This window comes from Pseudomonas sp. R4-84, from assembly GCF_054130985.1.
On the sequence record NZ_CP096390.1, the window covers coordinates 4,345,099 to 4,360,768 of the forward strand.

At 62.4% G+C, this 15,670-nt stretch carries 10 protein-coding genes; 6 read left to right on the top strand and 4 right to left on the bottom strand.

Going from position 1 to position 15,670, the window contains the following annotated elements:
• The first annotated feature begins 88 nt into the window (after nucleotides 1-88).
• A complete protein-coding gene (locus tag M1D68_RS19890) occupies nucleotides 89-445 on the top strand; it encodes a DUF6124 family protein (protein ID WP_457968086.1) in 357 nt (118 codons plus the stop codon).
• A 164-nt stretch (nucleotides 446-609) separates the two neighbouring features.
• Here the strand turns inward: M1D68_RS19890 and M1D68_RS19895 are convergent, their stop codons facing one another.
• Both M1D68_RS19895 and M1D68_RS19900 read right to left on the bottom strand, forming a co-directional pair.
• Complete coding sequence (locus M1D68_RS19895; protein WP_457968087.1) at nucleotides 610-969, bottom strand: PilZ domain-containing protein; 360 nt, start codon at nucleotides 967-969, stop codon at nucleotides 610-612.
• Nucleotides 970-1,240: 271 nt separating this feature from the next.
• Nucleotides 1,241-1,615 carry a tetratricopeptide repeat protein gene (locus tag M1D68_RS19900; protein WP_420765293.1) on the bottom strand — a complete coding sequence of 125 codons (375 nt, stop codon included), beginning with the start codon at nucleotides 1,613-1,615 and terminating at the stop codon, nucleotides 1,241-1,243.
• A gap of 326 nt (nucleotides 1,616-1,941) precedes the next feature.
• Between M1D68_RS19900 and pyk the strand changes: the two genes are divergently transcribed.
• Nucleotides 1,942-3,393 (top strand): pyruvate kinase, encoded by a 1,452-nt coding sequence (gene pyk / locus M1D68_RS19905; protein WP_039591415.1) that lies wholly within the window; start codon nucleotides 1,942-1,944, stop codon nucleotides 3,391-3,393.
• Nucleotides 3,394-3,569: 176 nt separating this feature from the next.
• Here pyk and M1D68_RS19910 read toward each other — a convergent pair whose 3' ends face one another.
• Nucleotides 3,570-4,517, bottom strand: a complete 948-nt coding sequence (locus M1D68_RS19910; RefSeq protein WP_457968088.1) for an iron-sulfur-binding ferredoxin reductase — start codon at nucleotides 4,515-4,517, stop codon at nucleotides 3,570-3,572.
• Entirely contained in the window at nucleotides 4,510-5,616 is a 1,107-nt protein-coding gene (locus M1D68_RS19915) for a GGDEF domain-containing protein (RefSeq protein ID WP_420765296.1), read from the bottom strand. Before M1D68_RS19915 ends, M1D68_RS19910 begins: the two co-directional genes overlap by 8 nt.
• A gap of 462 nt (nucleotides 5,617-6,078) precedes the next feature.
• Between M1D68_RS19915 and M1D68_RS19920 the strand changes: the two genes are divergently transcribed.
• From M1D68_RS19920 to M1D68_RS19935, 4 genes are all read left to right on the top strand, one after another.
• Nucleotides 6,079-7,602, top strand: a complete 1,524-nt coding sequence (locus tag M1D68_RS19920) for a fumarate hydratase (protein WP_039591419.1) — start codon at nucleotides 6,079-6,081, stop codon at nucleotides 7,600-7,602.
• Between the two features lie 300 nt (nucleotides 7,603-7,902).
• Entirely contained in the window at nucleotides 7,903-12,315 is a 4,413-nt protein-coding gene (locus M1D68_RS19925; RefSeq protein WP_457968089.1) for a SpvB/TcaC N-terminal domain-containing protein, read from the top strand.
• Between the two features lie 216 nt (nucleotides 12,316-12,531).
• Entirely contained in the window at nucleotides 12,532-14,298 is a 1,767-nt protein-coding gene (locus M1D68_RS19930; RefSeq protein ID WP_457968090.1) for a sensor histidine kinase, read from the top strand.
• Nucleotides 14,291-15,625 (top strand): sigma-54-dependent transcriptional regulator, encoded by a 1,335-nt coding sequence (locus M1D68_RS19935; protein ID WP_434648772.1) that lies wholly within the window; start codon nucleotides 14,291-14,293, stop codon nucleotides 15,623-15,625. Before M1D68_RS19930 ends, M1D68_RS19935 begins: the two co-directional genes overlap by 8 nt.
• The last annotated feature ends 45 nt before the right edge of the window (nucleotides 15,626-15,670 follow it).

The window sequence follows — 15,670 nt, forward strand, 5'->3', positions numbered from 1 at the left end:
TTTTCCACCGGTCGACTAACCTGCGTCCAGCCGCCACCCCTCGTTTAGTCGCGAAACGGGTGGCAGCCCCAATTACGGAAAAACGTTCATGATCAAACCGACCCCAAATCCCCCAAAATCCGCTCCCCGCAAAACCGTCGACGAGCAAAAACTCGACAAAGCCGCGAAAAAAGCCCTCGATCACTACCTGAAACCCAACCCCACCCAACCAGCCAAAAATCAACGACAACTGGACTGTTTCATCGTCGCCCCCGACGCCGACCCGGAAGGCTTGCTGGTACACAGCTACGAAACCTTCTGCTCGGTGAGCACGCTGATTCTGGATTTATCGGAAGAACTGGAAGGCGCCCCGCGCAACCTGGCGTTGGCGATTCATCAGATGGGCGAGATGGGAGTGTTGTTGCTGGAGAAGTTGTTGGATGGCGAGGCGAAGGTGCTGCGCTGATAGCAACGCGATACATCGGGCGATGAAGTCCCCGTGGCGAGGGAGCTTGCTCCCGCTGGACGCGAAGCGTCCCATGCGGTGTGTCAGTTGATAACCAGGGGGCTGCTACGCACCCCAGCGGGAGCAAGCTCCCTCGCCACGGGGTTATCGCAACGCGGTAGGGCTCACGCCGATTCTGGTAGCTGATAGAAGCTGAAGTACTGCCGCAATGCGCTCACCAGTTGTCCGTATTCAGGCGGTGCCCACTGCAGGCTGAAGCCCGCGTCGAAATGTTGCGGTGTCACGTCCTCGCGGCACCACAGGCAATGGGCTTTCAAACGGATCTGCTGCTGCGGTCCTTCCTCGGCGGGCAGTTTCAGGCGCAGGTCGAAATCCGCACCGACCATCAAGGGCAAATGGCTGATGAGCATCAGGCCGTTTTCCGAAACGTTGCCCAAAAAACCAATGGGTTTGCCGTTTATGCCGTTGAACACCTCAAGGAAATACGCCAGCTGATGTCGTGCAATCTGCCGCTCTTTGTACATGTCTTGTATCACTTTTTGAGTAGCCGATAACCCGGCCAATCCAGTGCTTCGGAACGGGCTCATCCCTGCCCGCTCTCCCCGACCCCGATGCCAGACACCCTCATACTGGCTGGCCAAATGCTACCGGTGACAGGTGACGCTTCGAAATTAGAGTTCTGGCTCTAGCCACGTTTTGTACAACTATAGTCCAAGCGCGAGCATCGGCCAGCCGGATTCGATACCAGTCATCGGTCGACAACTGGCTCGCGGAAGGGTTTCGAATAAATCAAATTCAGAACGACGTGGGACGGATCGCCGAGGCGCTGCGGGTGGGGTAATGACCGAGGCTCTGCAGGGTTTCGAGCCGTGCGCGGGCGCGGTAGGCGTACTCGCTGTTGGGGTATTGGGTGAGGATGAACTGGTAGGTTTGCGCCGCGTCGACGTAGAGCTTCTGCCGCTCCAGGCACTGGCCGCGCATCATCGAGACTTCCGGCTGCATGTAGCGACGGGCACGGCTGGCGCGGTCGACTTTGGACAGCTCGAGCATCACCTGCTCGCAGTTGCCCCGCTCATAGGCCTTGTAGGCCAGGTTCATGTGGTGGTTCATCGACCAACGGGTGCAGCCCGTGATACTCAGGGCCAGGGCAATAAAAAGCACGAATCGCATGGGGAGGTTCTCCTGTCTTGAGCTCTGTATCGACCTGGCGGGGAAAATCTTCAGCACGAAAAACCTCCACGGTGAACACGTGTGTGGCGAGGGAGCTTGCTCCCGCTGGGCTGCAGAGCAGCCCCGGATTTTTGCGGTCGCTACGCAACCGAGCGGGAGCAAGCTCCCTCGCCACAAGAGCGATGTTCGGCTTAAGCAGTTAAAGGCGCAAAAATTTTCAGGAATGTTCATTTCGAAAAAGAAACGAATAAGTAGTGCATATGAACAATGACTACACCCAAAGACCATAGTAGCCTTCGCTGGCGCTTGAACTTGAGGAGTCTTGCATGTCCGTCCGTCGCACCAAAATCGTCGCTACCCTTGGCCCGGCCAGTAACTCGCCGGAAGTTCTCGAACAGCTGATTCTGGCTGGCCTGGACGTTGCCCGTCTGAACTTCTCCCACGGCACCCCCGACGAGCACAAGGCTCGCGCCAAGCTGGTGCGTGACCTGGCCGCCAAGCACGGCCGTTTCGTTGCCCTGCTGGGCGACTTGCAAGGCCCGAAGATCCGTATCGCCAAATTCGCCAACAAGCGCATCGAGCTGAAGATCGGTGACAAATTCACCTTCTCCACCAGCCACCCGCTGACCGAAGGCAACCAGCAGGTAGTCGGCATCGACTACCCGGACCTGGTCAAGGATTGCGGCGTGGGCGACGAACTGCTGCTCGACGACGGTCGCGTGGTGATGCGCGTCGAAACCGCCACCGCCACTGAACTGAACTGCGTCGTGACCATCGGTGGCCCGCTGTCGGACCACAAAGGCATCAACCGTCGCGGCGGCGGCCTGACGGCACCGGCCCTGACCGATAAAGACAAGGCCGACATCAAGCTGGCCGCGGAAATGGAAGTCGACTACCTCGCCGTGTCCTTCCCCCGTGACGCAGCAGACATGGAATACGCCCGTCAACTGCGCGACGAAGCCGGCGGCACCGCCTGGCTGGTGGCCAAGATCGAACGCGCCGAAGCCGTGGCCGACGACGAGACGCTGGACGGCCTGATCAAGGCGTCCGACGCCGTGATGGTGGCCCGTGGCGACCTGGGCGTGGAGATCGGCGACGCCGAGCTGGTGGGCATCCAGAAGAAGATCATCCTGCACGCACGCCGCCACAACAAAGCGGTGATCGTCGCGACCCAGATGATGGAGTCGATGATCCAGAACCCGATGCCGACCCGCGCCGAAGTGTCCGACGTAGCCAACGCCGTGCTGGACTACACCGACGCGGTGATGCTGTCGGCCGAAAGCGCCGCCGGCCTCTACCCGCTCGAAGCGGTGCAGGCCATGGCGCGTATCTGCATCGGCGCCGAGAAGCACCCGACCGGCAAGACCTCCAGCCACCGCATCGGCAAGGAATTCACCCGCTGCGACGAAAGCATCGCCCTGGCGACCATGTACACGGCCAACCACTTCCCGGGCGTCAAGGCGATCATCGCCCTCACCGAGAGTGGCTACACGCCGCTGATCATGTCGCGTATCCGCTCCTCGGTGCCGATATACGCCTTCACCCCGCACCGCGAAGCCCAGGCGCGCGCCGCGATGTTCCGTGGTGTGTACACCATTCCGTTCGACCCGGCTTCGCTGGAGCCGCACGAAGTCAGCCAGAAAGCCATCGACGAACTGACCAAACGCGGCGTCGTGGAAAAAGGCGACTGGGTCATCCTGACCAAGGGCGACAGCTACCACACCACCGGCGGCACCAACGGGATGAAGATCCTGCACGTTGGCGACCCGATGGTTTGATGATCGGTTGCTGAACACAAAAAGCCCCGCCATGTGAATGGCGGGGCTTTTTTGGTTTTTGCTTTTGGACATTGGGTGTCTGGACGGGCGCTATCGCGAGCAGGCTCGCTCCCACAGGGGTTCTGTGCGCGCCGCGAATCCTATGTGGGAGCGAGCTTGCTCGCGATGGCGATCGGTCAGACGCCGCCATCGTCACGGGTAAGAAACACATCCGCCAACAACTGATTCCTCGGCAAACCCGCCAGGTACAAGCGCTTGGCAAACGCCTCGACCCAGCCAGGATGGCCGCAAACCAGCGCCTGGGTCTGGCGCGACGCCAGGCGCATCTTCGCGAGCGCCGCTGGCGCCTCGGCTGCGGTCAACAGTTCAATGCTCAGGTTTGAGTGCTTGGCCGCCAATGCCGCCAGGGGTTTGTCCAGATAATGCCCGGCGGCATCACGGGCCACATGAATAAGCCGAATCGTACCCTGATGCTGCTGGCGCAACGCTTCGCGCAAGATGCCGAACAGCGGCCCCAGGCCGGTGCCGGACGCCAGCAGCCACAGCGGTTTTTCATGCCAGTCGGGATCGTAATGCAACGCGCCGCCACGCAGTTCACCGAGGCGGATCGGGTCGCCGCTGATCAGGCGCCGAGCGGCGCCGATGAATTGACCGGGGACGTGGCAATCGAGGTGAAATTCCAGGAAGCGATCCTCTTCGGGCAGGCTCGCCAATGAGTAGGGTCGTGCGATGTCGCCAGCCCACAGCACCAGGTGTTGTCCGGCGCGATAGCGCAGCGGTCGCTCCGGGGTAATGCGCAGGCGCAGCACGTCGGAGCCCAGCCAATCCACCGCCGCCACTTTGGCGGCTTGGCCGTCGCTTTGTGGGTCGAAGGTGTGGATTTGCACGTCCTCCACCACCTGGCATTGGCACGCCAGTCGCCAGCCTTGATCACGCTGCGCCGGGGCCAGGGCATCGGGGCGACTGTCGCGCACGTCGCCGCTCAGGCATTGCACCAGGCACGCATGGCAACTGCCGGCGCGGCAACTGTAGGGCACGGCCACGCCTGCCTGGTTCAACGCATCCAGCAGGTTACTGCCCGCCGCCACCGACCATTGCCGGCCGGCGACTTTCAACTCAGGCATCGACGTTCTCCCAGGCGGCGGCACAACGGTTGCGGCCGTCTCGCTTGGCACGGTACAAGGCCTGGTCGGCGCGCTGCAAGGCGCTGTCCAGGTCATCGCCCATTTCCAGCATCGTCATGCCCACAGACAGGCTGAGAGTGCCCACCCGCAGGTCGGTCAATTCCACTTGGGTGAACGCCAGCCGCAAGCGCTCGCAACAGGCCGTCAGGCGCGCGGGGTCGCAGGCGGGCAGCAACATTACGAATTCTTCGCCACCGTAGCGGGCCAATACGTCGCCTTCACGCAGGCACGCCGTGGCGACACCGGCAAACGCCTGGAGCACCTGGTCGCCCGCCGCATGGCCGTGTAAATCGTTGATGCGCTTGAAATGGTCCAGGTCGATCAAGGCCAGGCCATGGGCGACGCCGGGCCTGAGGGTATTGAGTTCGCGACTCGCCAGGCGCAGGAAATGCCGGCGATTGAACAGGCCGGTCAGTTCGTCGGTGGCGACCAGGTCTTCGAGCTGGCGCATCATCCCGCGCAGGGTGTCCTGGTGCGCCTGCAAGGCAAACCGGCGCTGGCGCATGCGTTGGCGCGAGGTCTGGACATAGCGGGCATACAACACCAGCCACACCAGCACGATGAACAGCACGGACACTTGCAGACCGGCCAGCGTTGGATCGGGCAGCCGAAAGAAGTAACCGTCCCACAGCGTGATGCCGGTAAAGCTGATGAACACCAGCGTGGCGCAGCGCACAAAGGCCCGCCGCGTCAGGTGGAACAGCCCGAACAAGAGGATCAGCACATAGAACACCAGGAACACGCCGCGGGCCTGGTCCAGGTGCGCCATCATCCAGGTCTGCCAGCCCAGGCCGATCCAGACCTGTATTTCCGTCAGGCTGGGGTCGGCGAAGCGCAGGTTGCGATCGGTGATGAACAGCGCGAACAAACCAGCCTGGCACAGCACCACCAACAGCGTGCCGATGATGGCGCCACGCAACGAGTCGAGGTAATGGCCACTGAAAAACGCCAACCACAGCAACACCAGTGCCAGCGCATAAGTCGTGGCGGCCAGGGCGAAGCGTTTGAGCAAAAGACGTTGAATGGCGTTATGGGTCAATCGGTGACTCACCATGGAAAAGAGGAACTGATAGAGCTGTCCTACGCTACAGGCCAGACGCCACTTTAGTGGCGTGTTCGACAAATGACCATTCAATTCTGGCTCAGAAAAATGGCGTCAAAGCAATGGCCCAGATTGACGCATCGCCAGGCTTCGCCGATGCCCCCGTGGCGAGGGAGCTTGCTCCCGCTCGGTTGCGCAGCAACCGCAAAATCCGTGGCCGCTTCGCAGCCCTGCGGGAGCAAGCTCCCTCACACAGGTTTTCACTTTCCAACGGTTCAATCCGTCGTGATCACGAGCAACCTCGCCCCCACAGGCTTCCCTGCCTGCGATATACTGCCGCGCCTTTTTAGCGTCGCGCCAGCATGCCCGGCGTGCCTTAAGAGGTGCCGTCCGTCGACCGATGCACCCAAGCGGACGGCACCTTATTGAATGTTCCCGTCTTAGAGAGGAGCGCGACTCATGACCGTGATCAAGCAAGACGACCTGATTCAGAGCGTTGCCGACGCCCTGCAGTTCATTTCCTATTACCACCCCGTGGATTTCATCCAGGCGATGCACGAGGCCTACCTGCGCGAAGAATCGCCGGCGGCCCGTGACTCCATGGCGCAGATCCTGATCAACTCGCGCATGTGCGCCACCGGCCATCGGCCGATCTGCCAGGACACCGGCATCGTGACCGTGTTCGTGCGCGTGGGCATGGACGTGCGTTGGGATGGCGCGACCATGAGCCTGGACGACATGATCAACGAGGGCGTGCGTCGCGCCTACAACCTGCCGGAAAACGTCCTGCGCGCATCGATCCTCGCCGACCCGGCAGGCGCGCGCAAAAACACCAAGGACAACACCCCGGCGGTCATTCACTACTCCATCGTCCCGGGCAACACCGTGGAAGTGGACGTGGCGGCCAAAGGCGGCGGTTCCGAGAACAAGTCGAAGATGGCCATGCTCAACCCGTCCGACTCCATCGTCGACTGGGTCCTGAAGACCGTTCCGACCATGGGGGCCGGCTGGTGCCCACCGGGCATGCTCGGCATCGGCATCGGCGGCACCGCCGAGAAAGCCGCGGTGATGGCCAAGGAAGTGTTGATGGAATCCATCGACATCCACGAGCTCAAGGCCCGCGGCCCGCAAAACCGCATCGAAGAGATGCGCCTGGAGCTGTTCGAGAAGGTCAACCAGTTGGGCATCGGCGCCCAGGGCCTCGGCGGCCTGACCACCGTGCTTGACGTGAAGATCATGGACTACCCGACCCACGCCGCCTCCCTGCCGGTGTGCATGATCCCCAACTGCGCCGCCACCCGTCACGCCCACTTCGTGCTGGACGGCACTGGCCCGGCCTCGCTGGAAGCGCCACCGTTGGACGCCTACCCGGAAATCGTCTGGGAAGCCGGCCCGTCGGCACGTCGCGTGAACCTCGACACCCTGACCCCGGAAGACGTGCAAAGCTGGAAACCGGGCGAAACCGTGCTGCTCAACGGCAAGATGCTCACCGGTCGCGACGCGGCGCACAAGCGCATGGTCGAGATGCTGAACAAGGGTGAAACCCTGCCGGTGGACCTCAAGGGTCGCTTCATCTACTACGTCGGCCCGGTTGATCCGGTGGGCGACGAAGTGGTTGGCCCGGCCGGCCCGACCACGGCCACGCGGATGGACAAGTTCACCCGCCAGATCCTCGAACAAACCGGCCTGCTGGGCATGATCGGCAAATCCGAGCGCGGCCCGACCGCCATCGAAGCGATCAAGGACAACAAGGCCGTCTACCTGATGGCCGTTGGCGGTGCCGCTTATCTGGTGGCCCAGGCGATCAAGAAATCCAAAGTCCTGGCCTTCGCCGAACTGGGGATGGAAGCGATCTACGAGTTCGAGGTCAAGGACATGCCGGTGACTGTCGCCGTGGACAGCAAAGGCGAGTCGGTACACATCACAGGCCCGGCGATCTGGCAGCAGAAGATCAGCGAAAGCCTGGCGGTGGAAGTGCAGTAACACGCATTTTCTCGCGCTGAAGAAGGCCGGTGAGCGACACGCTCATCGGCCTTTTTTATAGCGCACAACAACCCCCTGTGGGAGCGAACCTGCTCGCGATGGCGGTGGGTCAGTTGGTGAAGATGTTGGCTGTGCCGCCGCTTTCGCGAGCAGGCTCGCTTCCACAAAGTCATTGAGCACACCATTCATCGGGTAAACCCACCGACCTGTCAGATCTGACAGGTTACACCCCTGCTCTCCCTTGGCATCCTCACCCTGGCCGGAAACAACCCCGGCCAGGGTCCAAGGGAATAACGACAAATGGCCGAACAAGCCCCCCTTCAAATCATCACGCCCACGATCGCCGGCAGTGCGTCAATCGCCACCTTCGGCAACAGCCTCGGCCCGGTCGGCACGCGGGGCGCCGCCTCCATCGAGTTGCCCCTGCCGATATCGAGCGCCCGTCACCTGACGCCGACGTTGGCCCTGCAGTACAACAGCCAGGGCGGCAACGGTGTATTCGGCATCGGCATGCAGCTGTCGATCCCCAACATCTGGCGCAAGACCAGCATAGGCGTCCCCCGTTACGGTGACGAGGATGTCATGGTCGGCCCCGACGGCGTGGACCGTTGGCCTGATCTCGAAAGTCAGACCAGCCGCAGAATCGGCGACGAGACCTTCGCGGTGACGCGGTATTTTCCGAGGATCGAGGGCACGTTCGATATCTACGAACTCTGGACATCCATCGAAAGCCAGCCGTTCTGGCGGGTGCAAGGCAGCAACGGCCACGTGTATTGCTATGGGAAAAGCCCGAACTCGCGCATTGCCGACCCGCAAGTCCCCTCGCGTATCGCCGAGTGGCTGCTGCTGGAAGAGGTCAGCCCCCTAGGCGAACACATCTATTACGAGTACCAGGCCGACCCCTGCCCCTCGCAAGGCCCTCACGACTACCGTGCCCAGCGTTACCTGCGGCGGGTGTGCTACGGCAACGCCACGGCCAGCGAAACCTTGTATTGCTTCGAAGATGAAGACCCGGCGAACCTCCCCTGGCACTTCCACTTGCTGTTCGATTATGGCCAACGCGCCCTCGGTCTGGATGAAAAACCCGCTTGGTCGGCCCTGGACGAAAACGCCTGGCAACTGCGCAGCGACCCGTTGCACGTGTATCGATATGGTTTCGAGGTGGGCACGCGGCGCCTCTGCCAGCAGGTGTTGATGTTCCATCAGTTCCCCGCCGAAACCCACAACGAACCCGCGCTGGTGCGCCGGCTGTTGTTGGAATACACCAGCACCCCCCTGTGCTACAGCCTGTTGACCGCCGCTCATTACCAGCACTGGGACGCCAGGGATCGGGTGGAATACACGCCCCCCGTAGAACTCCAATACAACGCGTTCGAGCCGAACCTGATACCCAAGGTTTTTTTTGCCCTGGAGAACATGCCCGCCCTGGAGGACAGCCGACGCTACCAGTGCGTCGATCTCTACGGCGAAGGCATTCCCGGCTTTTTATGCCGCTACAGCAACGGTTGGTACTACCGCGAGCCCGAGCGCGCCCCGGGTGAGGATCCAGACGAAGTCGGTTACACCCCGTGGACACTTCTGCCAAACATTCCAATCGCCGCCGACAACACGCCGGTGATGCAACTGCTGACTGATCTATGCGGCGATGGCCGCCTCAATTGGGTCATCGCCCAACCCGGCATGAATGGTTTCTACACGCTCAACCCGGACCGCAGTTGGTCGACGTTCAACGACTTCAAGCGCTTCCCCACGGAGTTCCTGCACCCTGCCGCGCAATTGGGCGATCTGACGGGCGACGGCCTGCGCTCCCTGGCGATGGTCGGCCCCAAAAGCGTGCGGCTGTACGCCAACCTCCGTCACCTCGGGTTCGCCTCCGGCGTGGACGTTCCCCACGAACCGGACAGCACCCTGCCATTGTTCAGCGATGATCGCAGCGAACTGGTGCTGTTCGCCAATATGCTTGGGAGCGACAGCACCGAGCTGTGCCGTATCCGCTGCAACGAAATCAAGTGCTGGCCAAACCTGGGCCATGGGCGTTTCGGCAAGGGCTTTGTGATGAGCGCGCTGCCCTTCACCTACACCGAGTTCAACGCCGAACGGGTGCGGATCGCCGACCTGGACGGTTCCGGCGCGCCGGCGCTGATCTACCTGCGCAGCGACTGTTTCGAAATCTACTTGAACCATGGCGGCAATTGCCTTGAACAGACACCCGTGCGGGTGCCCTGGCCGGAAGGAATGCGCTACGACAACCTCTGCCAGGTCACCCTGGCCGATCTGCAAGGTTTGGGCTGCGCCAGCCTGCTCCTGAGTATTCCCCATCACAGCGCGGACATGAAACCGCACCATTGGCGCTACGATTTCGTCGCGGCACGGCCCTACTTGCTCAACGCCACGAACAACAACATGGGCATGAGCAGCACCGTCGTCCACCGCAGCAGCGCGCAGTTCTGGCTGGACGAAAAAGCCCAGCGCGCGACGCGGGGCGAAGCGCTGGACTGCTATTTGCCCATGGCCTTGCCGCTGGTGGCCCGGCAACAACAGCTGGATGAAATAACCGGAAACTGCCTGACCCAGGGATTTACTTACTACGAAGGCGACTACGACAGCTATCACCGCGAATTCAGAGGGTTCGGCCGGTTGTATCAGCTCGACAGCGAGGTGCCTTCGGGTAATCGGGAAAGGGATTTCACCGCACCGGTACTGGTCAAGACCTGGTTCCACACCGGGCGTACCGTCGACCAGCTCCTCAGGGATTGTTTCGATGCCGACACCGACGCGCCGCCCCTGGGCCCCACGCTGCTGACCCGGCTTCATGAACAGGACAAAGCCGACGAAATCATCGTCCCCGACCCGGACACCGCTAGGGAAATGGCCTACGCCCTGGGCGGTCATGTACTGCGCAGCGAGACCCACCACGGCGAGTCGTCCGACTCCACCAAGCCCTACACCGTGTCCCAGCACCGCTATTTGTTGCGCCACCCCCATGACCACCATAAAAGTCTGCTGATACTGGCGCTGGAAACGGTCCTCCATCATTACGACGGTTTCATCAACGACCCCCAAGCCCTGCATACCGTCAACCTCGGATGGGACCTCTACGGCCAACTGGAACACGGTTTCGTTGTCCATTACGCCCGGCGCCTGAGCGCAGCGGACGAGCCGCCCTTTGAGGACGAGGACGAGAACAATTGGTGGCGTGACGCCCACGACGATCAGCAGCAGGTGTATCACCTGACCGAAAGCCTGGCCGCTTATAAACACCTTTTCGATGAAAATGGACCCCGGCAACGGCTCGGCCTACCCTGGCGCGCACGGACCAACGGGCTTCAGCTACCAAAAGGCCCGCTTCCAAACGGACTGAACCCGCAGCAGGTCAGCTACGAATGCTTGCTTGAACATTGCGATTCCGAGGAATGGAAAAGCGCCCGCGTGCTGATCGCCCTGGAAGAGCAAAGCTACCTGAGTGACGCACCGTTCCAAGCCTTGCGCGGTCCGTTGGAAGTGGCCGAATTCGACAAGCAGGCGCTGGAGGCCTACGACGTCGTGCCCGAACCGTTCGATATCCGCGAGCAACTGGAACTGGTCGGCTACGAGCCGATGAAACTGTTCCTGCCTGAAGACCCGGAGGAGGACGCAGCGCGGAACCTGTGGTCGAAAAAAGTCGGTTTCGCCACCTACCTGCCACTCGAAGGCTTTTTCCATATCAGCGCGTTACAGGAAACCCTGAGCCACGGCATCACGACGAGCGAATACGACGCCTATCAGTTGATGCCCATCGCCGTCACACTCCCGGACGGCTGCGCGACCCATATCGGGTACGACTACCATTCGCTGTTGCCCTGCCGGATCATCGACGCCAACGACAACGTTCACGAGGCGCTTTACGGTCCCGCCGGCCTGCCCTTGGGCGTCAGTTTCCATGGGACCGAGAACGGCATTCCCGCAGGTTTTTATCCCATCGATGACTATGAGCCACCCGATGATTTGTCGCCCGGCCACGCCATCGAGGACCCCGAAGCCACCCTGGGTGATATCGCCAGCGCAGCGCGCATCGACAACCTGAGCTGGATGGGCGAGCTCGATTTGTCGCTGGTCCTGCCGGCGCAGCGCGACGAATGGATCAATGCCCGATATGTGCTGCCCAGCGGCCATATCCGCGCTTCGGCGCGGGTGCGCCTGGCCCGGTTGAAAACCCGCACCGCCGGCGAAGCGCTGCTATGGGCGCTCATGCAGGCCACCGCCCGGGAGCCGGCCCACCGTGTCGTACTGAGTGCCGATCGCTACCCGGACGACCCCTTGCAGCAGATCCGCATCGCCCTGGGCGCCGTCGATGGATTCGGACGCGCTTTGCAAACCAAGCAACTGGTGGAGCCCGGCGTCGCCTACGCCGTCGCCGAGAACGGCTCGCTGCTGTTGGGCCCCGATGACAAACCGATACAGTACGAGGCCGACCCGCGCTGGCGCGTCAGCGAACGGGTCGAGTACAACAACAAGGGGCTGGTGACCCGTGTCTATCGCCCCTATTTCGCCGATGCCTGGCGCTACATCAACGACGCCTCGCTGCGCGAGCATGGCTATCATGACCAGCAGTTCTATGACCCACCCGGACGCCTGGTCAAGGTCATCAATGCCAAGGGGCACGAGGCCTGGCACGTTCATCATCCGTGGTACCAGTGTGATCACGATTACAACGACACGGAGCCGGGGGCCTGAGCAATGGGCCCAGTTCAGGTGTTCAACCGCCGAGGTGGGCCTGTCTGCAGAGAAGTCATGTATTGCAGTCATCCGTGACAAGTGAACCGCGAAACCAGACGACGTCCTCCATCCGAACCAGCCGAAACCAGTTTCCTGGCACGACGACCGGGCCTGTTTGGCGCACGCAAGCAACATGGTATGGTTCGGCCCCGACTTCTACCGGTTCGCGCCTGCATGCTGCCGACTCCCCGTACCTTGCGCCTGTTCCTTGCCATCGCCCTGATCCTCGTCGGCGCCGCCCTGGCCGCCACTCTGGCCGTGCGCCACGCTGAACGTGAGGCCCTGGAAGAAGACGCCAGCCGCGCGAGCCAGCAATTGGCGCTGTACGCCAACTCATTGCACACCTTGATCGAACGCTACCGCGCCCTGCCCGCCGTGCTGGCGCTGGACCCGCAGTTGCGTGACGCCCTCAAGGGGCCGGTCAGCGCGGCGCAACAGGATGCCTTGAACCGCAAGCTGGAAAAAATCAACGGTGCCGCGCAGTCCTCGACCCTGGAGCTGCTGGACCACACCGGCCTGGCGATCGCCGCCAGCAACTGGCAGTTGCCCAGCAGCTACGTCGGCCACAACTATGGCTTTCGTCCCTATTTCCTCCAGACCCGCACCCAAGGCACCGGGCGCTTCTATGCGGTGGGCGTGACCAGCGGCATCCCCGGCTATTTTCTGTCCAGCGCGGTCACTGGCGATAGCGGCGAGTTCCTCGGCGCGATGGTGGTGAAGCTCGAGTTTCCCGAGCTTGAGCGCGAATGGCGCCAGGGCAGCGACACCCTGTTGGTCAGTGATGCGCGCGGGGTCATTTTCATCGCCAATCGCCCCGGTTGGCGTTATCGCCATTTGCAACCCTTGACCGACAGCGACCGCGCCGAGCTCAAGGCCACGCGCCAGTACGACAAGCAACCGTTGCAACCCCTGGCCTTCGATCCGCTGCGACGCTTCGACGACAACAGCCACCTGACCCGCGTCGAGGCGCCCGAGGGTACGGCGCAGTACCTCTGGGAATCCCTGCCGTTGGCCGGCGAAGGCTGGACCCTGCATTTGCTGCGTCGACCACAGATCGCCTTCGAAGACCTGCGCAACGCCGGGCTCGCCGCCGCCGGGTTGTGGCTGGCGCTGGTGTTTCTGTTGCTGTTTCTGAACCAGCGTTGGCGCCTGGCGAAACTGCGCCAGCGCAGCCGCCAGGAACTCGAACGACTGGTGGACGAACGCACCCGAGAATTGCGCACCGCCCAGGACGGCCTGGTGCAATCGGCCAAGCTGGCGGCGCTGGGGCAGATGTCGGCGGCGCTGGCCCACGAGATCAACCAGCCGTTGACCGCCCAGCGCATGCAACTGGCAACCCTGCGCCTGCTGCTGGAGCACGGCCGCGTCGACGATGCCTATAAAGCCCTCAAGCCGGTGGACGACATGCTGACCCGCATGGCGGCCCTGACCGGCCACCTGAAGACCTTCGCCCGCAAGAGCCCCAGCGGCCTTCGCGAACGCCTTGACCTGGCGGCGGTAGTCGACCAGGCCCTGCAATTGCTCGACACGCGCCTGCGGGACGAAAACGTCAGTACCGTCTTGCACCTGACGCGTCCGGCGTGGGTGCGCGGCGATGCCATCCGTCTCGAACAGGTGTTGATCAACCTGCTGCGCAACGCCGTCGACGCCATGGTCGAACAGCCCCTCAAGCGCCTTGAAGTGCGCCTGCAAGCCGATGAACAACTGTGGCGCCTGACCGTCAGCGACAGCGGCACCGGGATCGCCGAAGAACATCTGGCCCAGGTGTTCGACCCGTTCTTCACCACCAAGGCGGTGGGGGATGGCCTCGGGCTGGGGCTCGCGGTTTCATTTGCGATCATCCACGAATCCGGCGGGCGGCTGATAGCGGACAATCATGACAACGGCGCGGTATTCTGCGTGACCTTGCCCATCGATCAGGAGGCGCAGCTGCATGCTTGATTCGGTCATAGTCGTCGATGACGAAAACAGCATCCGCACGGCCGTGGAGCAATGGCTGAGCCTGTCGGGGTTCCAAGTGCAGTTGTTCAGCCGTGCCGAAGACTGCCTGGCGCGGTTGCCGGACAACTTCGCTGGCGTGATCCTCAGCGACGTACGCATGCCCGGTCTCAGTGGTCTCCAGCTGCTTGCGCAAGTGCGCAAGCGCGACGCGGACCTGCCAGTGATCCTGTTGACCGGCCACGGCGACGTGCCGATGGCCGTGGAAGCCATGCGCGACGGCGCCTATGACTTTCTCGAAAAACCGTTCAGCCCCGAAGCGCTGCTAAGCAGCCTGCGTCGGGCCTTGGACAAGCGCTTCCTGGTATTGGAAAACCGTCGCCTGCACGAGCAGGCCGACGCTCGGGTCAGGCTCGACACCACGCTCCTGGGCGTCTCCCGCGCCTTGCAGAACCTGCGGCGCCAGGTGCTGGACCTGGCTACATTGCCGGTCAACGTGTTGATCCGTGGCGAAACCGGCAGTGGCAAGGAATTGGTCGCCCGCTGCCTGCACGACTTCGGCCCGAGAGCGAGCAAACCCTTCGTTGCGCTGAACTGCGCGGCGATCCCCGAACCGCTGTTCGAGGCTGAACTGTTCGGTCATGAAAGCGGCGCCTTTACCGGCGCCCAGGGCAAACGCATCGGCAAGCTCGAATACGCCGACGGCGGCACGCTGTTTCTCGATGAAATCGAAAGCATGCCGCTGGCCCAGCAGGCCAAGTTGCTGAGAGTCCTGCAAGAGAAGAAACTCGAACGCCTGGGTTCCAACCAGAGCATCCACGTGGACTTGCGCATCATCGCCGCGACCAAGCCGGACTTGCTGGACGAAGCCCGGGCCGGGCGATTTCGCGAGGACCTTGCCTACCGCTTGAACATCGCCGAACTGCGCCTGCCGCCCTTGCGTGAACGGCGCGAAGACATTCCATTGCTGTTCGAGCATTTCACACACGGCGCCGCCGAACGCCTCGGCCGTCCCGCCGTGCCCTTGAATGGCCCGCAACTGAGCCATCTGCTCAGCCACGATTGGCCGGGCAACGTGCGCGAACTGGCCAACGTCGCCGAACGCCAAGTGCTGGGACTCGACCAGCCGCCTGCCCTGGACACCGAACCGGGCCAGTCCCTCGCGGCTCAGCAGGAAGCGTTCGAAGCCCAATGCCTGCGCGCCGCGCTGACGCGGCATAAAGGCGACGTAAAAGCCGTGCTCGAGGAACTGCAACTGCCGCGCCGCACCTTCAATGAAAAGATGCAGCGGCATGGGTTGAGTCGGGAAATGTTCGTGCGGGACATCTAAGGAGGCGTGGCGGCTGGCCGCGAAGCCATCGCCAAGCCTTGCACG